The sequence below is a fragment of the Comamonas aquatica NBRC 14918 genome (assembly GCF_000739875.1).
Lineage (GTDB): Bacteria > Pseudomonadota > Gammaproteobacteria > Burkholderiales > Burkholderiaceae_C > Comamonas > Comamonas aquatica.
The window spans coordinates 1-22,407 of sequence record NZ_BBJR01000002.1 but is presented as its reverse complement, the minus strand read 5'-3'; the positions used below and the strand labels follow the sequence as shown (position 1 = coordinate 22,407).

Below are 22,407 nucleotides of genomic sequence, written 5' to 3'. Positions count from 1 at the left end.
TTCAGCATCGAAACATGCTGAAGTGCTCAGAAACGGCGCGCTGCCTGCTTCAGAAAGCGTAGCCGAACGAGGTGATGATGGCGCGCGCCTTGTCGCCGCGGAGGTAGTCCATCAGCGCCTTGGCGGCGGCGTTGTCCTTGGCCGTGTTCAGCACGATGGCATCCTGGCGGATGGGTTCGTGCATGTTGGGCGGCACCAGCCAGGCCGAGCCAGACTTGATTTTGCCGTCTTCCATCACCTGCGACAGGGCCACGAAGCCCAGCTCGGCATTGCCGGTGGCGGCAAACTGGTAGGTCTGGCCGATGTTTTCACCCTGCACGAACTTGGGCTTGATCTGCTCCAGCAGACCCAGCTGGGTCAGCGTCTGCTCCGCGGCCAGGCCGTAGGGCGCCAGCTTGGGGTTGGCAATCGCCACGTGCTGGAACTTGCCGGTCTTGAGCACCGCGCCCTGGGCGTCGACGTAGCCGTCCTGCTTGCTCCACAGCACCAGCTTGCCCACGGCGTAGGTGAAGCGCGAGTCGGCCACGCCCTTGCCCTCGCGGGCGATCTTGGCGGGGGTGGTGTCATCGGCGGCCAGCAGCACGCCAAACGGCGCGCCGTTGCTGATCTGCGCATAGAACTTGCCGGTGGCACCGAACGACAGCTCGGCCTTGTGGCCGGTGTCCTTGGCGAATTCCGCGGCAATCTTCTGCATCGGGGCGGTGAAGTTGGCCGCTACGGCCACCGACACGGTGTCGGCATGGGCGGCGCTCGCCAGCAGGGCGGTCAGGATCAGGCTGCGGCGCAGGGTGGGCAGGGTGAACATGGATCGCTATTCCTTTCGTGAATAGCGAAAGTATAGCCATGCTGTGCCGGTACGGTGGGCAATTGGCGGCATGATGCGCGCATGTCCCAGTCTTCGAACGATTCTTCCGCAGCGCCCGTCTGGATGCAGGCGCTGGGCCACCCGCAAACCGACCGCCGCCTGGAGGTGCTGCGCGGCATTGCGCGTAGTGGCTCCATCTCGCAGGCCGCCCGCGATGTGGGCGTCAGCTACAAGGCCGCCTGGCAGGCGATCGATACGCTGACCAACCTGGCGGGCGTGGCCCTGGTGGAAAAATCCGTTGGCGGCGCGGGCGGTGGCGGGGCCCGGCTGACGGCGGCCGGGCAGGAGCTGCTGACGGCCGCCGATGCCCTGGCCCAGGTGCGCGGCTCGGTCATGCAGCAGCTGCGGGCACCGGTGGCGGTGCAGCGCCTGGGCGTGCAGACCAGCATGCGCAACCAGTGGCCCTGTGTGGTGCAGCAGGTGCAGGTGGCCGGGCCGCTGGCCCTGGTGCAACTGCGCAGCCAGCACGCCGAACTGGAGCTGACGGCGCGCATCACGGCCGAAAGCGCCCAACTGCTGGGCCTGCAGGCCGGGTTGCCCGTGCTGGCCCTGTGCAAGGCCACGGCCGTGCTGGTGCAGGCCTGGCAGCTGGCTGCGCAGACCGGACCGGTGCCGAATGCCTGGCGCGGCAAGGTCACGCGGGTGGCCATCGGGGCGATCGGCGATGAGGTGGCGGTGCAGACCGCCGCCGGGGTGCAACTGGTCGGCTTTGCCATTGCGGGTAGTGGCTTGCGCGTTGGGCGCAAGGTGGTGGTGCAGGTACCGGAGTCGTCCGTGGTGCTGGCGCTGCTGGCGTGAGCCGCTGGACTGCCGCGTCGTTGACGCAGGTCAAGCTGGCCGGGCATGAAGCCGTTGATAGTTGCTAATCGTTAAAAAATCGGGCGTTGCCAAGGTTATCGGATGGGGCGCAGCATCGGTTTGCGTGGCTTTTTGCCACAATAGGCCCCTGAACGGAGTGGTTATGGCCTGACCCTGAGGTAGGCAGAACGGAAAGACACAGCGCAGTGAGTATTTTTGATCGGTTGATTTCGACATTGACAGGGGCGGAAGACAAGCCCGCCCCAGCCCCCGCGCCGACCCGGGCCACCAGCTCGCAGGAGGAGGAGCCACGTCGCCGCTTCATGGGCCGCGATGGCCTGGCCGACGAGTCGGAGCCGGCGGTCGTCGAAAAGGGCTTGGAGCATGCACCGGCCGAATTCTGGGTGCACATCCAGCCCGCCACCCAGCGCCTGCTGCTGGTGCCCGATCTCGGGGTGGCCGAGGGCGAAGAGTTCACCGCCCGCATGATGGCCGACCTGCAGCGTGCTGGCTGGTGCGAGGAAGTGGCCTACCACGCGGGCTATGACCAGTACTGGAAGATGCCTTCGCAGGAGTCCATCTTGCGTGCGCCTTCGCTCTACCACATCCCCACACCGCTGCTCAACCGCATGAAGATGGAGACCAAGCTGGTCAAGCAGGGCGAGCCACGGGGCTTCTGGCTGCGGGTGCGCATGCGCTCGGCGGAGGAGCTGTCTGCGGGGGGCGAGCACCCAGCGGCCTGAGTCTGCGGACCTGTATCCCCACACGGCGCCTTGGCAGGCGCCTTTTTTACGCCCGGTGTGCGGGGCTCAACGGATGCTGCCCACCACTGGCAGTCCTCGCAGCAGTGGCCAGCCGGTGCGCTCGACGAAATCGGCGTAATCCATGGGGCGGGTGATCTGTGCATCGGCCCGGTTGGGCAGCACATAGGCCCAGGCACGCTGCTGGCTTTCGTCGTACACCAGCTTGAACAGGTGGCTGGGAATCCACACGGCATTGCGCCCCAGCGTCTGCGTCGGCCCCTCGTGCAGGCTGCCGGTGAACACATAGACATTGCCCGCCGTGCGCAGCGCGTACTTGCGCACATCGGCTTCCAGCTTGGACCACAGCCTGCGGTTGTGCGTCGGGTCTTGGGGCACCATGTTGCTCAGCGCAAATGACTGGGCCATGGCCTGGGCATCTGGCTGGTTGGCCGCTGCGGCCAGGTGGCCACGGTCATACCCACTGCCCTGGTAGTCGGACAGGTCGGCGCGCCATGGCGCAGGAATGCGGGTGTCGGCGTAGAACGCGTCGGTGCGCGCCAGGCCGGCGGCGTGCTGCAGGCGCTGGCGGTTGAGTTTTTCCACCACCACCAGGGGCGTCTTGGTCAGGCCCGAATACAGCACGGCGAAGGCATCGGCACACAGGGCCAAGGGGGCCCACTGGGTGCTGGTGTCCGCCACGTGCAGGGGGCGTTGGGCCGGAAACTGGTCGGCGCAATCGGCAAAGTCGCCACTGCGCGTGGCTGCGGGCGGTGGGGCTGGATCCTGGGGGCGTGTGTCCTCGGTGCGCGCGCGCAGCCAGTGCGTGGTGGCCTCGCCCAGGGCCGCGCTGACCGAATTCCCCAGCTGACGCACCTCGGCGCGCAGCAGGTCCAGCCCCTGCCGTGCCGCGGTGCTGAGCATGTGCTCGGGCGGCTCCAGCAGCAGGTTCAGGGGCTGAATGGGGTGGCTGAGCACGGCATTGCCCAGGATGGCCCCCCAGACAAAGCAGGCCATGCGGCTGGTCAGGCGCTGGCGCCATGCACGCAGCCAGGAGAGAGGGGCAAAGGTTTTCTTTTTACGCGTCGCCATGGGCCAGCACATGCCCAGGCAAGAAAGTTTGCTTGTACATCGATAGCATGCAGCCCATCATTCTAGGGCCGGTCTGCTATATTTTTCGATAAAAACTGTATGCAAATACAGTGATTTGGGAGTGCAATCTGCTGCACCCCACAGGAAAAAGACCGTTTTTCGGATTTGTGCCGCCAAAACCTGCCTATAATCACGGCTTCAGCGGCTGTAGCTCAGCTGGATAGAGTACTTGGCTACGAACCAAGGGGTCGTGGGTTCGATTCCTGCCAGCCGCACCAAAACGACAAGCCTCAGAACTGCAAAGTTCTGAGGCTTTTTCGTTGGTGCTGACGGAACTGTGCGCAACTGTTTGCTGCATCCATAGTGCTGGCTTTGGCTTGCGCCGCGCAGGCGCCAAGACCACAAGATGGCTGGCAGGCGATTCGCCTGTCCGCCGCAGTCATCGGGTGGGGCAGTCCATCCCGTCAGCGCGTGGCAGAGACTTGCGTTTGGGCAGCGAAAGTCGTGTCACTGCTGCCACGCTAAGGACGTGGGCGTTTTCTCGGTGTGACCCGTGACTGGGCGGAGGCCATTCTCCCTCTACGCCCGTCGACGACTGTGCGAGGCGGTCGCCGCTCGCTGCCAGCCTTTAGCACCGGTTGGCGCTCCCAACCTTCTACCCTAGGGCGGGTTGAGGGCCATCCAACGATGGAGTGACCAGTGCACCGCGCTGCTGCACGCTGCGGTAGAGCCTCTGGGGGTCGATGGCACAACAGACCTTCGCAGGCCGTGCGACAGGGCGTGCAGGGATGGCCCAATGCGGCGGGGCCGCGTGCCTCAGCCCCGCCCCCGCAGCCATGACGCAGGGCCTCAGGCCTGGCTGGCTTCCTGCAAGACGTGCAGGGCGTGCACGACGTCATCGCTGCTGATGGCGTCTGCCAGCTGGACCGCCGTGCCCAGCGCTGCCAGGGCTGTGGCGCCCTGTTGCTGCAACTGTGCAATCGTCTGGCCCGCGACCTTGGGCTGGTCAAAGCCGGTGCTTTGCAGCAGCAGGCGGCCATCGGCAGCCAGGAACTTGAAATAGAACTTGCCGTCTTTCTCGCGGTACTGCTTGAAGCTGGGCTGGGCCGCCTTCGCCGCCTTGGCCTGCTTGGCGCCGGTGTCCTGGCTGGCCAGGCTGCGCAGGCCGACGGCCGCGCGCAGGGTGGCGATCAGCGGGCGGCTCAGCGCGCGGGCGCGCTCGGCCCCGATCTGCAGGGCCGCTTCCACCTTTTCGGGGTGGGCCATCAGGTCGTCGTAGCGCGCGCGCATGGGCGCCAGCTCGGCATCGATGCGCTCAAACAGCATCTGCTTGGCATCGCCCCAGCCAATCCCGTCGGCAAAGGCCTGGCGCATGGCGGCGGTGTCCTCGGGGGTGGAAAAGGCCTGGTAGAGCTGGAACAGCGCCGAGCCTTCGGTGTCCTTGGGTTCGCCGGGGGCGCGCGAATCGGTGACGATGCTGCCGATCAGCTTCTTGAGCTGCTCGCGCGGCGCAAACAGCGGGATGGTGTTGTCGTAGCTCTTGCTCATCTTGCGGCCATCCAGGCCGGGCAAGGTGGCCACGCTTTCCTCAATGGCGGCTTCGGGCAGCACGAAGTGCTCGCCGTACAGGTGGTTGAAGCTGGAGGCCATGTCGCGCGCCATCTCGATGTGCTGGATCTGGTCGCGGCCCACGGGCACCTTGTGGGCGTTGAACATCAGGATGTCGGCGGCCATCAGCACGGGGTACATGAACAGGCCGGCCGTCACGCCATCGTCCAGGTCCTTGCCGGCTTCGGCATTCTTGTCCTGGGACGCCTTGTAGGCGTGGGCGCGGTTGAGCACGCCCTTGCCGGTGACGCAGGTCAGGAACCAGTTCAGCTCGGGGATCTCGGGCACGTCGGACTGGCGGTAGAACACCACGTGTTCAGGGTTCAGGCCGCAGGCCAGCCAGCTGGCGGCAATCTCCAGGGTCGAGCGGTGCACGCGCGCGGGATCCTGGCACTTGATCAGGGCGTGGTAGTCGGCCAGGAAATAAAAGCTTTCAACGCCTGCCGTGCGGCTGGCCGCCACGGCCGGGCGGATGGAGCCTGCGTAATTGCCCAGGTGCGGGGTGCCGGAAGGGGTGATGCCAGTCAGGAAACGGGTGGTGCTCATAGCTCAAACCAAGTTCAAAGTCGGTGGCTGCGCAGGGCTGCGCAGCGCAGAAAAATGTCGCTTCAGCGCAGCAGCGCCAGCAGGGGGGTGATGATCCAGTCGATCACGGTGTAGCCCATGTCCATCAGCGGCCGCAGCCACAGGCTGCCCACGATGCCCAGCAGCACCAGGGCCAGCACGATGAAAAAGCCAAATGGCTCCACGCGCGACAGCAGGAGGGCGGCCCGTGTCGGCAGCAGGCCCACCAGGATGCGACCCCCATCCAGAGGAGGCAGAGGGAACAGGTTGAAGGCCCACATCACCAGGTTCACCAAAATGCCGGCGCGGGCCATCTCGATGAAAAAGCGCTCCTGCGTGCCGGCCACGGCCAGGATCACCAGCAGCACAGCCCAGGCGATGGCTTGGACGAAATTGGAGGCGGGGCCGGCCAGGGCCACCCAGATCATGTCGCGTTTGGGGTGGCGCAGGTTGCCGAAGTTCACCGGCACTGGCTTGGCATAGCCGAACAGGAAGGCCCCGGAGGTGGAGAAGTACAGCAACAGCGGCATCAGGATGGTGCCGATGGGGTCGATGTGCTTGAGGGGGTTGAGGGTGATGCGGCCCATCATCGCGGCGGTCTGGTCGCCAAAATGGCGTGCAGCATAGCCGTGGGCCGCCTCGTGCACTGTGATGGCGAACAGCACAGGCAGGGCGTAGATGAGGACGGTTTGTATGAGGTCAGAGGCGTTCACCGCCTCATTGTCGCAAACCTGGCGCCCCGTTGGTGCGTGGGCCTACAAACCAATGCGGTCCAGCAGGCCGGCGCCTTGTCGCAACACCGCCGGCTCGTCCCCTGCGCCCATCGGGGTCAGGTCTAGCACGGTGGTGGGCTCCAGGGGGCAGGCACCGGCGTCGATGACGGCGTCAATTTCGTGCTCCCAGCGGGCGCGGATGGCCAGCGGGTCGTTCATGGGCTCGCTCTCGCCGGGGGCGATCAGCGTGGTGGCCAGCAGGGGGGCGCCATGCAGCTCCAGCAGCATCTGGGTGCCCTTGCGGTCGGGCACGCGCAGGCCAATGGTCTTGCGCGAAGGGTGGCTGACCCGCCGTGGTACCTCCTTGGTGGCGTCCAGGATGAAGGTGTAGGGGCCTGGCGTGGCCAGCTTCATTAGGCGGTACTGCTTGTTGTCCACGATGGCGTAGTTGGCCAGTTCCGACAGGTCCCGGCACAGCAGCGTCAGGTGGTGCTTGTCGTTCACCTGGCGGATCCGGCGCAGCCGGTCCACGGCGTTCCGGTCGTCCAGCTGGCAGACCAGGGCATAGCTGGAGTCGGTGGGGATGGCCAGCACCCCGCCCTTTTGCAGCAGGGCCACGGCCTGCTTGAGCAGCCGGGGCTGGGGGTTGTCGGGATGAATCTCGAAATACTGTGCCATGGACGATCCTTGGTGATGTCGTGGTGGCAAGCCTAGCGCAGCTGGGCCCAGTCTGTCGTCAGTCCGGTGGAATTTGTCGCCCACCGTGGGCGCGGCAGTCCCGGTGCTTCAGGGCGTCGGAGCACGCACGATGCGGTCCTGCAGCAAGTCCCAGACGGGTTGCAGCCCCGGCAGATCGGCAGGCAGCCCCCCCAGGTCGATCTTGGACTCCTGCGGGCTGTGAAAGTCGCTGCCGCGCGAGGCGGCTAGGCCCAGCTCGCGGGCCAGCGCGGCATAGGTCGCGTATTCGTGCGGCGCGTGGCTGCCAGTCACCACTTCCACGGCCTGACCACCACAGGCGCAAAAGCTGCTGAACAGGGCATGCTCTTCGTTGGCCGTGAATCCATAGCGGGCAGGGTGGGCCATCACGGCGACACCCTGTGCCTGCGTGATCCAGCCGACGGCTTCCTGCAGGCTGGCCCAGCGCTGGGGCACGTGCCCGGGCTTGCCATCGGCCAGGTAGTGCTTGAACACCTCGGGGATGTCCTTGCAGACGCCGGTCTCCACCAGATGGCGTGCAAAGTGGGTGCGCGAGATCAGGGCCGGGTTGCCCACATAGCGCAGTGCGCCTTCGTAGGCGTTGGGGATGCCCACGGCCTCCAACTGGCGGCCCATCTCCTGGGCGCGTGGGCCGCGGCTGTTGCGCAGGTCGGCCAGACCTTGCTGCAGCGCAGGATGTTCCGGATCAACGCCCAGCCCGACGATGTGCACGCAGGCCTGGGCAAAGCTGACGGAGATTTCGACCCCGGCCAGAAAGTCCAGCCCCTGCGCGGCGGCCGCCTGCTGGGCGGCAGGGATGCCGGCCAGCTCATCGTGGTCGGTCAGCGCCCACAGCGTGACGCCGGCCGTGCGGGCGCGTTGCGCCAGTTGTGCGGGCGTGAGGGTTCCATCCGAAAACGTGGAATGGCAGTGAAGGTCGGCATGGAACCTGGCAGGCATGGGGTGGGGGACTCAAGGGTTGTGTAAGTGGGTACAAACTGCCTGCGCAAAAACGCAGACAAAAAGCAACTGTGTTTTTAACGCGGTTTGCTTTGGCGCAATAGCTGTCGGGAATCCTGGGTCGGCAAAAGGGCTTCTTCCAGATACTGCGTCGGCAGGTGTCGGGCGCATTGCACCAGCCACCGTCTGGGCTGCGCCCTGCCGCAACAACAAAGCGCAAAGGGAGGGAGGGGTATGCAATTCAAGAACTGGTCGGTGTCCAAGAAAATCTGGGTGTTGCTGTTTGGCGTGCTGGCCTTGACGTTGGCCGCCGGCTTCGGCATGACCACCTACATCGGGCGTGTGGAAGCACAGGTGCGCTCGGAAATCCAGAATTATGAAAGCCGCATCCGCCTGGCGGTGCAGTGGCGTGGCGTGACGGACTTGGCGATTGCCAACGTGGTCCTGGGGGCGATGTCGAGCGAGGACGAGGTCAGCCGCTACGCCGCGGGCAAGGTCCAGCAAGGGGTCGAGGGGGCCTCGGCCCTGCAGCAGCAGCTCGAACAGGTGCTGACCAGCCAGGAAGGTCACCAGCAGCTGGAAAAGATCGCCCAGGCGCGCAGCAAGGTGCTGGAGATCAATGGCCAATTGAGCACGCTGCGCAACCGCGGCGAGCTGGCGCATGCCCGTCAGATGCTCGACAGCCAGTTGCTGCCGGCCGTTGCGGTCTACAACCAGGCGCAGACCGATCTGGTGACGCAGCAGGAGCGCATGCGGGACCAGGCCCTGGCCGACAGTGCCCAGGATCGCGACGCCGCCATGCTGGTGGGCAGTGCGGCGCTGTTGGCGGTGGTGGTGCTGGGCCTGCTGCTGTCCATCGTCATCGTGCGCCAGATCACGGTTCCGCTGGACCAGGCGGTGGCGCTGGCGGACACGATTGCCGCGGGCGATCTCACGGCCGAGGTGCAGGACGATCGCAAGGATGAACTGGGCCGCTTGCTGCGCAGCCTCCAAGCCATGGCGCAGCGCCTGCGCGACGTGGTGTCGGAAGTGCGCAATGGCGTGGAGGCGGTGTCGTCGGCAGCCTCGCAGATCGCCACCGGTAACCATGACCTGTCCGGCCGCACCGAGCAGACCGCCGCCAACCTGGAAGAGACCGCCGCCAGCATCGAGGAGCTGACCTCTACGGTCTCGCAGTCGACCGACACGGCGCGCCAGGCCAACCAGCTGGCGACGACCGCGGTCCAGGCCGCCGAACGTGGTGGCCATGTGGTGGAGCAGGTGGTGACCAGCATGCAGCAGATCACCCACAGCAGCCACAAGATCAGCGACATCATTGGCGTGATCGACGGCATCGCCTTCCAGACCAACATCCTGGCGCTGAACGCCGCCGTCGAAGCCGCGCGTGCCGGTGAGCAGGGCCGCGGCTTTGCCGTGGTGGCGGGCGAGGTGCGTTTGCTGGCAGGCCGCAGCGCCGAGGCGGCCAAGGAAATCAAGGCCCTGATTTCGGCCAGCGTCAGCAATGTGGATGTCGGCTCGGCCCAGGTGGCCCAGGCCGGTGCCAGCATGCAGGAGATCGTGGCCAGCGTGCGCCGGGTGACCGACCTCATCGGTGAAATCAGCGCCGCCGCCAGCGAGCAGCACGACGGGTTTGCGCAGGTGAACCAGGCGGTCAGTAACCTGGACCAGATGACCCAGCAGAACGCCGCCCTGGTCGAGGAATCCAGTGCGGCGGCCATGTCCATGAACGAGCAGGCCCAGCGCCTGGCCCAGGTGGTGGCGGTCTTCAACGTGGGACAGGCCGGCATGCCCAGCCCCTGCCCGCTGGCAGCCAGCCGCCCAGGGGCGAACGTGGCGCGGGCCGCATCGGCCGCGACGGCGCGCCAGGTGCCGGTCCCAGCGCTGCGGCCCCAGGCCGCGCCCTTGCCCTTGCCGGGTGCGGCGGCGAAGGCCGGCGGCCATGCGCCGAGCCAGCCGGCTTCGGCCGACGTGGGGGCGTGGGAGGACTTCTAGCCTGGGGCGCCGCGGCTTTATCCGATCAGGGTTTGCCAGGGACTGCCCGTTCACGGGGCGGTGAAAAAATCAAACACCCTCCAGGGGCCAGGCCCCGGAGGGTGTTTGCACATGGGAGGCTGGCCGACCCCGCCACGGGGCCGGTCCGCAGACAACAACAAGGAATGGAGAGAGGGCCATCATCATGCGTTTGAACAATTTGCCTGTGGCCGTGAAGCTGTGGGGGGTGGTATTGGGGTCCATGGGGGCCATGCTGACGCTGGCATTCAGCCTGTTGGTGTTCGCCGAGCGCACCGCCGAGCAGGTGAACGTCAAGACCCAGGCGGCGGATGTGCGCATCGCCACCACCATGCGCTGGAAGGCGCTGACCGAGCTGTCGGTGGAGCGGGTGGTGGTCAGCGCCATGTCGTCGGAGTCGGTGCTGGTGCAGGAAATGAAAGCGCTCAGCACTCAGGGCATTGCGCGCATCAGCGAATTGCAGAAAGAGGTCGAGGCCCAGGCCGATTCGGAGCAGGAAAAAGCCCAGCTGGCCGTGGTGGCTGGCAACCGCGCCAAGGCGCTGGAAGCCGTGGCCAAGATCAACCGTTCGCGCGAAGAGGGCGATGTGCTGCAGGCGATGGAGCTGGCCGTTCAGGCGCTGCGCCCCGCGGCTGCGGTGTATGTGAAGTCCCAGGATGATCTGGTACAACTGCAGGAGCAGATGCGCAACCAGGTGCGCGAGCAGGCCCTGCAGGAGCGCCAGCGCACCTACTGGGTGGTGGGCGCGGCCAGCCTGGTGCTGGTGCTGGTGGGCGTGGCCCTGGCCGGCATGATCGTGCGCTCCATCACGCGGCCGCTGGGCCGTGCCGTGCACCTGGCGGACACGATTGCCGCCGGCGACCTGACCGTGGACGTGCACGACGAGCGCAAGGACGAACTGGGCCACCTGCTGCGCAGCCTGAGTGCCATGACGCAGAAGCTGCGGACCGTGGTGGGCGAGGTGCGCAATGGCGTGGACTCCGTCTCCTCGGCCGCCAGCCAGATTGCCACCGGCAACCAGGACCTGTCGGCCCGAACCGAGCAGACCGCTGCTAATTTGGAGGAAACCGCTGCCAGCATTGAGGAGCTGACCGCCACCGTGACCCAGTCGGCCGACACCGCGCGCCAGGCCAACCAATTGGCTTCCACGGCGGTGCAGGCTGCCGAGCGTGGCGGCGAGGTGGTCCAGCAGGTGGTGCACAGCATGGAGCAGATCAATGCCTCCAGCCGCAAGATCAGCGACATCATTGGCGTGATCGATGGCATCGCCTTCCAGACCAACATCCTGGCGCTGAATGCCGCGGTGGAAGCCGCGCGGGCCGGTGAGCAGGGCCGTGGCTTTGCCGTGGTGGCCGGTGAGGTGCGTTCCCTGGCCGGCCGCAGTGCTGAGGCGGCCAAGGAGATCAAGCAACTGATCACCGCCAGCGTGGGCAATGTGGACGCCGGGTCTGCCCAGGTGGCGCAGGCTGGCGAGAGCATGCAGGAGATCGTGGCCAGCGTGCGCCGCGTGACGGATCTGATTGGCGAGATCACGGCCTCGGCCACCGAGCAGCGCGATGGCATCGGCCAGGTCAACCAGGCGGTCAGCAACCTGGACCAGATGACGCAGCAGAACGCCGCCCTGGTGGAGGAATCCAGCGCGGCAGCCATGTCCATGAACGAGCAAGCCCAGCGCCTGGCCGATGTAGTGGCGGTGTTCAACGTCGGCGCCGGCAGTGTGGCGCCACGCGCCGTGCCGCAGCCGTCTGTGCCGACCATGAAGGCCCCCGTGCCGGTGGTCGCCAAGGCGCCGGCCGCGCCGGTCCGGGCAGCACCCGCGGCCCTGGGTGGGGCGGCGCCCCAGCGCCCTGCTGCGGTGGCGGCCGCACCAGCCCCTGCCAAGCCCGCACCCGCTGCGGCGCCCAAGGCCGCCGTCGCCCAGGGGGGCGAGGACGAATGGGAAAGCTTCTGAAGTCGCCATCTCGCGGTGGCGCCTAGCTTGCGGCAGCAGTGCGGGGGAAGCGCCCCCGCCGCCCAGGCGGACATTCCAAGACCTGCATGTGCAGGTCTTTTTTTATAGCTGGATGCGCTGGTGAATCCTGGAGTTTCAGCAGTTTTAGTGCTGAAAGCAATGAAAAATCAGCGCTGCCAGCTCTGCTTTTGCGGTTGCTGCGGCCTCAGCCTTCGGCGCCTTCGACCAGGAACTGCACCTTGCGCTCGCCGCGCCACTCGTTGATGTCCAGGCGGAAGGCCAGGTGCACCCAGCCGGGCAGGGGCTCGGTGCGGCCGAACCAGATGCCGTCCACCACGTCGCCGCGGTGGCGCAGCTGCAGCTTCAGGTGCTTTTCACCCACCAGCCGCTGCGACAGCACCTCCACGTCCTCGCTGAAGGTAGGTGGAGCAAAGCCCTGGCCCCAGACTTCCAGGTTCAGCTGCTCGACCACCTCGGCCTGGCGGAAGGCCGGGTCCAGCGGGCCGTCGGTCTCCACGCAGCGTGTCAGGGTCTTGGCGTCCAGCCATTCCTGAGCGACCTGGGCAAAGCCCTGCTCGAAGGTGTGGAAGTGCTCTTCGGCGATGGTGCAGCCGGCCGCCATGGCGTGGCCGCCAAAGCGCAGCAGCACGCCGGGGTGGCGCTTGGCCACCAGGTCCAGCGCATCGCGCAGGTGAAAGCCGGGGATGGAGCGGCCCGAGCCCTTGAGCTCGTGCGCCTTGCCCTCGGCCTGGCTGGCGGCGAAGACGAAGGTGGGGCGGTGCAGGCGGTCCTTGACACGCGAGGCGACGATGCCGACCACGCCTTCGTGGAAGTCCGGGTCGAACACGCTGATGGCGGCCGGCGGCAGCACGCCGTCTTCGAACAGCTCATCGGCCAGGGCAAAGGCCTGCAGGCGCATGCCGGACTCCATCTCCTGGCGCTCGCGGTTGATGCGCGTCAGCGTGTGCGCCAGTTCCAGCGCCTTGGGGTAGTCATCGGTCAGCAGGCACTCGATGCCGATCGTCATGTCGGCCAGGCGGCCGGCGGCATTGATGCGCGGGCCCAGTGCAAAGCCGAAATCCGTGGTGCTGGCCTGCCAATAATCCTTGCCGGCGGCCTCGTACAGGCCGCGAATGCCGGCCGGCATGTGGCCTTTGCGGATGCGCTGCAGGCCCTGCGCCACCAGGCGGCGGTTGTTGGCGTCCAGCTTGACCACGTCGGCCACGGTGCCCAGGGCCACCAGGGGCAGCAGGGTGTCCAGCTTGGGCTGATGGGTGGCGTCGAACACCCCGCGTGCGCGCAGCTCGGCGCGCAGCACCAGCAGCACGTAGAACATCACGCCCACGCCGGCCAGGGACTTGCTCTCGAACGTGCAGCCGGGCTGGTTGGGGTTGACCATGGCGTCGGGCGCGGGCAACTGCTCGCCGGGCAGGTGGTGGTCGGTCACCACCACGGTCAGGCCCAGGGCCTTGGCCTGGGCCACGCCGTCCACGCTGCCGATGCCGTTGTCCACGGTCAGCAGCAGCTCGTGCCCCTTGGCGTGCACGCGGCGTGCAATCGGGGCGGACAGGCCGTAGCCGTCGGTGATGCGGTCCGGCACCTCATAGCTCACATGCTGGGCGCCCAGCATGCGCAGGCCGCGGATGCCGACCGCGCAGGCGGTGGCACCGTCGCAGTCGTAGTCGGCCACGATGCAGATGCGCTGCTGCCGCGCGATGGCGTCGGCCAGCACGCGGGCCGCCTCTTGGATGCCCTTGAGGCCGGAAGGCGGCAGCAGCTTGCCCAGGCCGGTGTCCAGCTCTTCGCAGGACTGCACGCCGCGCGCCACGTACAGGCGCGCCAGCAAGGGGTTGATGCCGGACTGCACCAGGGTTTGGACGGTGCTTTCCGGGATCGTTCGTTCAATGATCTTCATAGCGCTTGGTGCAAGCCAGCAAAGCGCTGGGGGCTGAAAACGTTCTTGATCTTGTCCACCAACCCCCGTGGCTGGCTGTCCCAGCTGCGGGCGTGGTGTTCGCCGCACAGGCTCAGGGTGGCCGGGCCGCCCTGGGCCACATGCTGCGCCAGTTCGGCCAGGGGGCCGGCATCGGCGGCCAGCCAGGCCTGCTTCCACGCCGGCCAGTCCTGGCGCAGGGCCGCCTGGCGCAGCCCGTCCACCACCTGCAGCTGGACCTGGGCGGCAGCCTGCTGGCTGTGCGCCAGCGCGTCGGCATCCAGGCGGCCCGCGCCGTGCAGCCAGAAGGCGTTGATCGGCTGCAGGCCGCGTTCGGCGCGCCGGTCGTTGAAGGCGTGGGTGTACAGCAGCATCTGCACCTCGCTGTGCAGGCGGTGCAGGGTGCGTGCAGTCTGGGCACTGGGCAGCCAGGGGCTGACGTCGCGCAGCAGCACCCGGTCCAGCGAGGCCGGGTGCAGGTCGGCCAGCGGTGCACCGGCGATGCGCCACAGCAGCGGCGTGACGATGTCCAGCGACAGGCCATCCTGGGCAAACCAGGGTTGCAGCAGGGCGTGCAGGGCCTGGGCATCGGCCAGTTCCAATTGCAGGCTGGCCGGGTCGTCCATGCGCACCTGGTCGGCCCCGGCGGTCCAGTGGCAGGGCGTCAGCCAGGCACAGGGCGTGTCGACGGTCTGCGTGGCCAGGGCGGCCCAGGCGGGCCGCTCGGCGTCCAGCGCCCAGGCGCGCGCCACCACGCGTTCGTGCGGCGGAATCGGCTGGTCGGGCTGGCCCGGCGTTGCCCCGGCAGGGCGCAGGCTGCGCAGCAGGCGCTCCAGCTGGGGCAGCTCGAGGGTGGACAGCAGGTGCTGGCAGCTGTCGTCCAGCAGGGCGGCATAGGGCAGCACCAGGTGGCGGTGGGCGGCGGCCGGGGCGGGCGACGCCAGGAATGGCGCGGGCAGTGCGGGCGGGGAAAGCGACATGGGGCCGTATTGTCCCTAAACCGCTGCCCAGCGTCAGTCTTGTATGACAAGGCCGGGCGGCGGCCAGTGCCACAATGCGGGCCACGTATGCAAATTCCTTACGAACTCGCTTTGGGCTGGCGCTACACGCGCGCCGGCCGCGCCACACGGCGCAATGGCTTCATCTCCTTCATCTCCGGGGTCTCCATGCTGGGCATCGCCCTGGGCGTGGCCGCGCTCATCATCGTGCTGTCGGTGATGAACGGCTTTCAGAAAGAAGTGCGCGACCGCATGCTCAGCGTGGTGTCGCACATCGAGATCTTTGCGCCCAACGGCCAGGCGCTGCAGGACGTGGACGCCACCATGCGCCAGGCCAAGCAGCACCCCGAGGTGATTGGTGCCGCGCCCTTTGTGGCGGCGCAGGGGCTGATTGCCCGTGGCGAGGACATGAAGGGCGCCATCGTGCGCGGCATCGACCCTGCGCGTGAGGGCGAGGTGACCGATCTGGCCGCCACCAATGCCGAGGTGCTCAAGCTGCTGACGCCGGGCACCTTCAACATCGTGCTGGGCCAGGAGCTGGCGCGCCAGATGGGCGTGGGCGTGGGCGATGTGGTGACGCTGATCGCGCCCAGCGGCCAGGTGACGCCCGCCGGTGTGGTGCCGCGCCTCAAGCAGATGACCGTGGCGGGCACCTTTGATTCGGGCCACTACGAGTACGACTCGGCCATGGTCATGCTGCATTACGAGGATGCGCAGCGCATCTTCCGCCTGGAGGGGCCGACCGGCATCCGCCTCAAGCTCAAGGACCTGCACCAGGCGCCGCGTGTGGTGCAGGAGCTGTCGGGCATGATCACCGAGTTCCTCTACCTGCGCGACTGGACGCAGCAGAACAAGACCTGGTTTGCCGCCGTGCAGCTGGAAAAACGCATGATGTTCATCATCCTGACGTTGATCGTGGCCGTGGCCGCGTTCAACCTGGTGTCCACCCTGGTGATGACGGTGACCGACAAGCGCGCCGACATCGCCATCCTGCGCACCCTGGGGGCCTCGCCGGGGTCCATCATGGGCATCTTCATGGTGCAGGGCGCCATGGTCGGGGTGATCGGCACCCTGGCCGGGCTGCTGCTGGGCCTGGGTGTGGCGCTGAACATCGACGTCATTGTGCCGGCCATCGAGCACGCCCTGGGCGCCACCTTCCTGCCCAAGGACATCTACCTGATCAGCAAGATGCCCAGCGATCCGCAAAGCAGCGACATCGTGCCGATTGCCGTCATTTCCCTGATTCTGGCCTTCGTGGCCACGATTTATCCCAGCTGGCGCGCCAGCCGCGTGAACCCAGCGGAGGCCCTGCGCTATGAGTAAGCAACTGGTCCTGGATGCGCGCAGCATCACCAAGCGTTTCGAGGACGGGCGCCTGAATGTGCAGGTGCTGCATGGCGTGGACCTGCAGGTCCATGCCGGGGAGACCCTGGCCATCGTCGGGGCCTCGGGCTCGGGCAAGAGCACCTTGCTGCACCTGCTGGGCGGGCTGGACGCGCCCAGCCAGGGCAGCGTCCATCTGATGGGCCAGCCCCTGCACACCCTGAGCCCGAAACGCCAGGGCGAGCTGCGCAACCAGCATCTGGGCTTCATCTACCAGTTCCACCACCTGCTGCCCGAGTTCAGCGCCCAGGACAACGTGGCCATGCCGCTGCGCATCCGCCGCGAGACCCGGCCGCAGGCGCTGGCGCAGGCGGCCCGCATGCTGGAGGCCGTGGGCCTGAAGGAGCGCATGGAGCACCGGCCTGCTGAACTGTCGGGTGGCGAGCGCCAGCGTGTGGCGATTGCCCGCGCCCTGGTGGCCCAGCCCGCTTGTGTGCTGGCGGACGAGCCCACGGGCAACCTGGACCGATCCACGGCCGACAGTGTGTTCGCTCTGATGCTGCAACTGGCCCGCAACCACGGCACGGCGTTTGTCATGGTCACGCACGACGAATCGCTGGCCGCCAAGTGCGACCGCGTGGTGCGTCTGGTGCAGGGCCGGCTGGCCTGAGGGCCGCCACCCTGGGCCTGTGGGGGCGCAGCCCCTAGGCCAGCAGGGCGCCCGGGCGCGGGGTGGGCGCAAACGAGAACACCGGCATGCTGGTGACCGCCGGCGGCGGTGCCAGCTCCGGCACGGGCGCCGGGTCCTGGGGTCTATGGTCCAGGGCCTCGGTCACCGCACGCAGCTGGGCCGACTGGTGCACGGCCGCTTCGGCCACCTCGTGGATGATGGTCGTCACCTGCTTGGAGGCGCCCATGATGTCCTGCATGGTCTGACCGGCCTGGCGCACCTGTTCCGCGCCGCAGTTCACCTGCTGGCAGGACACCTCGATCAGCTGCTTGATTTCCTTGGCCGCCGCCGCGCTGTGCTGCGCCAGGTTGCGCACCTCTGCAGCCACCACGGCAAAGCCACGGCCCTGCTCGCCGGCACGCGCGGCCTCGACGGCCGCATTCAGGGCCAGCAGGTTGGTCTGGAAGGCGATGGTGTCCATGACGCCGATGATGTCGCCGATCTTGCGGGAGCTGGCGCTGATGCGCTCCATGGTGTCCATGACTTCGTGCACCGTGTGTCCCCCGGATTCGGCCACCTGGCTGGCCTGCTCTGCCAGGGTGCGGGCCTGGGTCGAGCGCTGCACGCTGTCGCACAGGCCTTCCACCGCCGAGCGCAGCGTGGCCGCCGCCATGTGGCGTGCCGTGATGTCCGTGGCGTATTTGACGACCTTGAAGGGGCGGCCGCTGGCGTCGAAGATGGGGTTGTAGCTGGCCTCGATCCAGATCGGGCGCCCCTGCTTGCCCAGGCGCCGGTACTCCCCGGCATCGTGTTCGCCGCGCGCCAGCTTGCGCCAGAAGACCTGGTACGCGGCGCTGCGGGCGTCCTCGGGGGGGCATGAAGATGCGGTGGTGCTGGCCCACGATCTCGTGCAGGGCATAGCCGGTGGCGCGCAGGAACAGGGCGTTGGCGTGCAGGATGGTGCCATCCAGCTCGAACTCGATGATGGCCTGCACCTTGGCAATTGCCTGCAACTGGCCCTGGGCGTCGGCCTCGCGGTACTGCTGCTCGGTGATGTCCGTGGCGTATTTGACGACCTTGAAGGGCTGGCCGTGGCTGTCGAAGATGGGGTTGTAGCTGGCCTGCAGCCAGATCTCGCGCCCGTCCTTGGCGATGCGGCGGTAGCGGCCGGCATCGTGCTGGCCCTGCCCCAGCCGCTGCCAGAACGCGGCGTACTCTGCACTGTTGCGTGTGGCCTCATCGACAAACATGCGGTGGTGCTGGCCCTGGATTTCTGCCAGCGTGTAGCCGGTGGCCTGCAGGAAGTTGTCATTGGCATGCAGCACATGGCCTTGCAGGTCGAACTCGATCACGGCCTGCACGGCCTGGATGGCGGCCAGCTGGCCCTGCTGGTCTGCGGCTTTGCGGGTGTGGCGATTGAGCAGTTGTTTCCAATCAAAGTGCGGCATGGAAGGGCCTTGTGCGGGGAGCGGCAGGGAACCATCGTTTGGGTGGTGAAAAACGATGTTGCACATGTTTCTGTTTGTGATTTGTAGGAGAGCGCGCACACCCAGCGCCGCGAGGGGCGGGCAGGGGCATGGCATCATCAATCCATGACTGCCTGGATCGACACCCATTGCCACCTGGATGCTGCGGAATTCAGCCCAGACCGCGCCCAGGTGCGTGCCGTGGCCCGGCAGGCCGGCGTGGCGCACCTGGTGATTCCCGCCGTGCAGCGCACCCACTGGGCGGAGGTGGTGGCCCTGGCCCACCAGCACGGCGACAGCTATGCCCTGGGCATCCACCCCCTGTACACCCCGCAGGCGCAGGAGGGCGATATTGCCGCCTTGCGCCACTGGCTGGCGCAGCACCGGGACGACCCCCACCTGGTGGCGCTGGGGGAGATCGGTCTGGACTTCTTTGTGCCCGGCCTGGAGGCGGAGCGCCAGATCTGGTTCTACGAGCAGCAGGTGCAGCTGGCGCGGGAGTTCGGCCTGCCCGTGATCCTGCATGTGCGCAAGAGCAGCGACCGCCTGCTCAAGACCTTGCGGGCCACACCGGTGGTGGGGGGCATTGCCCATGCCTTCAATGGCAGCGCCCAGCAGGCCCAGGCCTTCATTGACCTGGGCTTCAAGCTGGGCTTCGGCGGTGCCGTGACCTATGAGCGTGCGCTGAAGCTGCGCGAGCTGGCGGCCCGCCTGCCGCTGGACAGCCTGGTGCTGGAGACCGATGCCCCCGACATTCCCCCGCACTGGCTCTACACCACGGCCGAGCAGCGCGCCGCTGGCCAGCCCCAGGGGCGCAACACCAGTGCCGAGCTGCCGCGCATCGCGGCCGAGGTGGCACGGCTGCGCGGCCTGCCGCTGTCTGCGCTGGCCCAGGCCACGGGCCGCAACGCCCGCGCGGCGCTGCGTGGCCTGCCGGCCTGGCCGGTGGCTGCCACGGACTGAGAATCTGCATGTTTTATGCCTTCAGCCCTCGCCAAGTCTGCGCAGCCAGCTATGTTTTCTAATCCTGTGCAGGGCACACCGCCATGCATTTGCCCGCACAATCGGGCGCCATGTCCGTGATGCCTTGCTCTTCCAACGACCGTCTGCAGGGGCTGGCCCCGGTGGCCGACGGCCGCACGCGGCTGGTGATCCTGGGCAGCTTTCCCGGTGTGGCCTCGCTGCAGGCGCAGCAGTACTACGCCCATCCGCAGAACAAGTTCTGGCCCATCCTGGCGGCCCTGTGGCCCACCGTGCCGCAGCCCGGGCGAGATGCCTATGGCGCGCGCTGCGAATGGCTGCTGGCGCGGGGCCTGGGGCTGTGGGATGTGTACGACAGCTGTGAGCGCCGCGGCAGCCTGGACAGCGCCATTCGCGTGCCGCAGGTCAACGACTTCGCGGCACTGCGCACCGCGTGTCCGCAGCTGCAGGCCGTGGCGCACAACGGCGGCGAGAGCTACAAGCACGCCCGCCAGCTTGCCGGCCTGGGGCTGCAGGTGTACCAGTTGCCTTCGACCAGCCCGGCGAACGCCGCGTGGAGCTTCGAGCGCAAGCTGGCCGCGTGGCGCGCGGTGATGCAGGCGGCGGGCCTTTTACAGAAAGACGATTGAACCGTGGCAGCACGCAAGAAGAACTCCAGCACATCGGGCGACGACGGCCTGCCCCAGGTCAGCGTCTCGGACGATGGCGTGGCCCGCTACCTGCATCTGGGTACGCCCTGGGTGCAGGGTTCGATGAAGCTCAAGGAGCCGTTCGAGATCGACCTGGAATACGTGCAGCGCATGATGGCTTGGCTGCTGTTCGTCGACCCCGACAGCGTGGCCGAGCGCCGCGCTGTGCAGTTGGGCCTGGGCGCGGCCGCGCTGACCAAGTTCCACTACAAGAAGCTCAAGATGCGCACCGCCGCCATCGAAATCAACCCGCTGGTGGTCAACATCTGCCGCAGCTGGTTCAAGCTGCCGCCGGACAACGACATGCTGGAGGTGGTGCTGGGCGATGCCTCGCTGGAGATCCTCCAGCCGCGCTGGCAAGGCGCGGTCGATGCCCTGCAGGTGGACCTGTACGACCACAACGCGGCCGCACCGGTGCTGGACAGCGTGGAGTTCTATGCCGACTGCCGCGCCATGCTCACCCCCGAGGGCAGCATGACGGTCAACCTGTTCGGCCGGGCCTCGAGCTACCAGCGCAGCCTGGACAAGATCACCGAGGCCTTCGGCGCAGGCCATGTCTGGGCCTTCCGACCGACGCGCGAGGGCAACACCATCGTGCTGGCGCAGCGCGTGGCCACACCGCTGGCGCGCGAGGAACTGCAGGCCCGGGCCGAGGCCGTGCAGGCGCGCTGGGGCCTGCCGGCGACCAAGTGGCTCAAGGTGTTCAAGCGCATCGAGCCAGCGGCGGATCTGTCCGCAGACTAAGGCCGGCGAAAGACCTACACTGGTCGCTTTCTTTTTGTTTCTACGGTGTCCGATATGTCTGTTTCCGCCATCTCCAGCAGCCCGGGAGCTGCCACCAGTGCATCCAATGTGTCCAGCCAGATCGCCAAGTTGCAGGGCAAGCTCAAGGAGCTGACCCAGAAGCTCAAGGACACGGCCAACTCCGACATGGAGGCAAAGCTGAAGGTGCAGACCGCGAAGATGCTGCAGGCCCAGATCCAGGCCATCCAGGCGCAGATCCAGGCTTTGCAGCAACAGCAGGCGCAGCAAAAGTCGGCGGGTAAGGCCAGTTCCCCGCAGGTTGCCGAGGGCACCGAGGAACGCCCCAACTACAGCCCACTGGGCGTCCAGGTCGATACCTACGCCTGAGTGGACCGGCCCCAGGGTGGGCCAAGGCGGCACAATGTCCGTTGACGACCGACTTCCTGGCACGCCATGAACGCATCCCTAGCCCCTTCCGCCTCTTCCTTGTCCTTGCGCGCCGTGGACGGCCCCCACAGCGGCTGTGCCCTGGAGTGGCGGCTGGTGCTGCAGTGGCTGCGCGAGGATGGCGTGATCGACGCGGCCGAGGCCGAGCGTGTGCATGCGCGCTGCGCCACGGCCGAGAGCAGCCAGCACCCCTTGATCCGTCTGGCCAGCGTGGGCGTCACGCGGGCCAGCGACGGGGTGCCGCTGGACCTGGAGAGCCTGACGGCCTTTGTCGCGGCCAGCACTGGAATGGGCTACCAGCGCATCGATCCGCTGAAGGTGGATGTGGGGCGCGTGGGCGAGGCCATGAGCGCGCCCTATGCACAGCGGCACAAGGTGTTGCCGGTGCAGGTCGGACACAGCGAGATCGTGATCGCCACGGCCGAGCCCTTTGTGCAGCACTGGGTGGCCGAGGTGGAGCGCCAGACCCGCAAGAACGTGCGCCGTGTGATGGCCAATCCGGCGGACATCCAGCGCTACACGGCGGAGTTCTTTGCCCTGGCCAACTCGGTGCGTTCGGCGCAGCGCAGCGGCGGAGCGTCGGCCGCGGCCAGCTTCGAGCAACTGGTGGAGCTGGGGCGCAGCAACAAGCAGCTCGATGCCAACGACACCGGGGTGATCCGCGTGGTGGACTGGCTGTGGCAGTACGCCTTCGATCAGCGCGCCAGCGACATCCACCTGGAGCCCCGGCGCGAGCAGGGCGTGATCCGTTTTCGCATCGACGGGGTGCTGCACTCCGTCTACCGCATGCCCATGGGCGTGCTCAATGCCATGCTGGCCCGCGTCAAGCTGCTGGGGCGCATGGACGTGGTCGAAAAGCGCCGGCCGCAGGATGGCCGCATCAAGACCCGCAATCCGCGTGGCGAAGAGGTGGAAATGCGCCTGTCCACCTTGCCGACGGCCTTCGGCGAGAAGATGGTGATGCGCATCTTCGACCCGGACAACACCATCAAGCAGCTCGATCAGCTGGGCTTCACGCCCCACGATGCCGCGCGCTGGGAGTCGCTGGTGCAGCGGCCCCACGGCATCATCCTGGTCACCGGCCCCACGGGATCGGGCAAGACCACCACGCTGTACTCCACGCTCAAGCGCGTGGCGACCGAGGAGGTCAATGTCAGCA

19 protein-coding genes, 1 tRNA gene and 1 pseudogene are annotated in these 22,407 nt (G+C 67.3%); 12 read left to right on the top strand and 9 right to left on the bottom strand.

Annotated elements, in window-relative coordinates:
- Positions 1-49: 49 nt before the first annotated feature.
- On the bottom strand, positions 50-805 hold the full coding sequence (gene modA, locus CA2_RS01180) for a molybdate ABC transporter substrate-binding protein (protein WP_042411726.1): 756 nt from the start codon (positions 803-805) through the stop codon (positions 50-52).
- A gap of 81 nt (positions 806-886) precedes the next feature.
- Here modA and CA2_RS01175 point away from each other — a divergent pair, with 81 nt between their 5' ends.
- Together CA2_RS01175 and CA2_RS01170 are read left to right on the top strand one after the other, a co-directional pair.
- Positions 887-1,663 (top strand): TOBE domain-containing protein, encoded by a 777-nt coding sequence (locus CA2_RS01175; protein WP_042411724.1) that lies wholly within the window; start codon positions 887-889, stop codon positions 1,661-1,663.
- A 206-nt stretch (positions 1,664-1,869) separates the two neighbouring features.
- A complete protein-coding gene (locus CA2_RS01170) occupies positions 1,870-2,406 on the top strand; it encodes a hypothetical protein (RefSeq protein ID WP_156105925.1) in 537 nt (178 codons plus the stop codon).
- A gap of 66 nt (positions 2,407-2,472) precedes the next feature.
- Here CA2_RS01170 and CA2_RS17110 read toward each other — a convergent pair whose 3' ends face one another.
- Positions 2,473-3,495, bottom strand: coding sequence for a DNA/RNA non-specific endonuclease (locus CA2_RS17110; protein ID WP_217997611.1), 1,023 nt, complete (start codon positions 3,493-3,495; stop codon positions 2,473-2,475).
- A 201-nt stretch (positions 3,496-3,696) separates the two neighbouring features.
- Here CA2_RS17110 and CA2_RS01160 point away from each other — a divergent pair.
- Positions 3,697-3,773: transfer RNA gene (locus CA2_RS01160), tRNA-Arg, on the top strand.
- Positions 3,774-4,344: 571 nt separating this feature from the next.
- Here CA2_RS01160 and CA2_RS01155 read toward each other — a convergent pair.
- The 4 genes from CA2_RS01155 to CA2_RS01140 all read right to left on the bottom strand — a co-directional run bounded on the left by CA2_RS01155 (position 4,345) and on the right by CA2_RS01140 (position 8,036).
- Positions 4,345-5,649 (bottom strand): tryptophan--tRNA ligase, encoded by a 1,305-nt coding sequence (locus CA2_RS01155; protein ID WP_042411720.1) that lies wholly within the window; start codon positions 5,647-5,649, stop codon positions 4,345-4,347.
- A 62-nt stretch (positions 5,650-5,711) separates the two neighbouring features.
- Positions 5,712-6,380: a site-2 protease family protein gene (locus CA2_RS01150; protein ID WP_042411718.1), complete on the bottom strand. Its 669-nt coding sequence runs from the start codon at positions 6,378-6,380 to the stop codon at positions 5,712-5,714.
- A gap of 42 nt (positions 6,381-6,422) precedes the next feature.
- Positions 6,423-7,058 carry an L-threonylcarbamoyladenylate synthase gene (locus CA2_RS01145; protein ID WP_042411716.1) on the bottom strand — a complete coding sequence of 212 codons (636 nt, stop codon included), beginning with the start codon at positions 7,056-7,058 and terminating at the stop codon, positions 6,423-6,425.
- 108 nt (positions 7,059-7,166) lie between these two features.
- Positions 7,167-8,036: a PHP domain-containing protein gene (locus tag CA2_RS01140; RefSeq protein WP_042411713.1), complete on the bottom strand. Its 870-nt coding sequence runs from the start codon at positions 8,034-8,036 to the stop codon at positions 7,167-7,169.
- Between the two features lie 234 nt (positions 8,037-8,270).
- Between CA2_RS01140 and CA2_RS01135 the strand changes: the two genes are divergently transcribed.
- Complete coding sequence (locus CA2_RS01135) at positions 8,271-10,028, top strand: methyl-accepting chemotaxis protein (RefSeq protein ID WP_042411711.1); 1,758 nt, start codon at positions 8,271-8,273, stop codon at positions 10,026-10,028.
- 184 nt (positions 10,029-10,212) lie between these two features.
- Entirely contained in the window at positions 10,213-11,997 is a 1,785-nt protein-coding gene (locus tag CA2_RS01130) for a methyl-accepting chemotaxis protein (protein ID WP_042411709.1), read from the top strand.
- Between the two features lie 205 nt (positions 11,998-12,202).
- Here CA2_RS01130 and recJ read toward each other — a convergent pair whose 3' ends face one another.
- Both recJ and CA2_RS01120 read right to left on the bottom strand, forming a co-directional pair.
- Positions 12,203-13,912 carry a single-stranded-DNA-specific exonuclease RecJ gene (gene recJ, locus CA2_RS01125; protein ID WP_042411708.1) on the bottom strand — a complete coding sequence of 570 codons (1,710 nt, stop codon included), beginning with the start codon at positions 13,910-13,912 and terminating at the stop codon, positions 12,203-12,205.
- A complete protein-coding gene (locus CA2_RS01120) occupies positions 13,909-14,910 on the bottom strand; it encodes a hypothetical protein (protein ID WP_052369783.1) in 1,002 nt (333 codons plus the stop codon). The genes recJ and CA2_RS01120 overlap by 4 nt, the downstream gene beginning before the upstream one ends.
- Positions 14,911-14,997: 87 nt before the next feature.
- On the opposite strand from CA2_RS01120, the gene CA2_RS01115 reads away from it, so the two are divergent.
- Both CA2_RS01115 and lolD read left to right on the top strand, forming a co-directional pair.
- On the top strand, positions 14,998-16,251 hold the full coding sequence (locus CA2_RS01115) for a lipoprotein-releasing ABC transporter permease subunit (protein WP_042411706.1): 1,254 nt from the start codon (positions 14,998-15,000) through the stop codon (positions 16,249-16,251).
- Complete coding sequence (gene lolD, locus CA2_RS01110) at positions 16,244-16,921, top strand: lipoprotein-releasing ABC transporter ATP-binding protein LolD (protein ID WP_042411704.1); 678 nt, start codon at positions 16,244-16,246, stop codon at positions 16,919-16,921. Before CA2_RS01115 ends, lolD begins: the two co-directional genes overlap by 8 nt.
- Before the next feature lie 34 nt (positions 16,922-16,955).
- Here lolD and CA2_RS18865 read toward each other — a convergent pair.
- Positions 16,956-18,369, bottom strand: a pseudogene (locus tag CA2_RS18865) (methyl-accepting chemotaxis protein).
- 144 nt (positions 18,370-18,513) lie between these two features.
- On the opposite strand from CA2_RS18865, the gene CA2_RS01100 reads away from it, so the two are divergent.
- The 5 genes from CA2_RS01100 to CA2_RS01080 form a co-directional block, all read left to right on the top strand.
- The gene (locus tag CA2_RS01100; protein WP_042411701.1) at positions 18,514-19,350 is read left to right on the top strand and encodes a TatD family hydrolase; all 837 of its coding nucleotides are present in this window, start codon (positions 18,514-18,516) and stop codon (positions 19,348-19,350) included.
- Between the two features lie 83 nt (positions 19,351-19,433).
- A complete protein-coding gene (locus tag CA2_RS01095; RefSeq protein WP_245620853.1) occupies positions 19,434-19,997 on the top strand; it encodes a DNA-deoxyinosine glycosylase in 564 nt (187 codons plus the stop codon).
- A gap of 3 nt (positions 19,998-20,000) precedes the next feature.
- Positions 20,001-20,801, top strand: a complete 801-nt coding sequence (locus CA2_RS01090; RefSeq protein WP_042411698.1) for a class I SAM-dependent methyltransferase — start codon at positions 20,001-20,003, stop codon at positions 20,799-20,801.
- Positions 20,802-20,855: 54 nt separating this feature from the next.
- Positions 20,856-21,188, top strand: coding sequence for a FlxA-like family protein (locus CA2_RS01085; protein ID WP_042411694.1), 333 nt, complete (start codon positions 20,856-20,858; stop codon positions 21,186-21,188).
- Between the two features lie 66 nt (positions 21,189-21,254).
- Positions 21,255-22,407: GspE/PulE family protein (locus CA2_RS01080; protein WP_169741435.1), on the top strand; the 1,153-nt coding region annotated here is incomplete at its 3' end.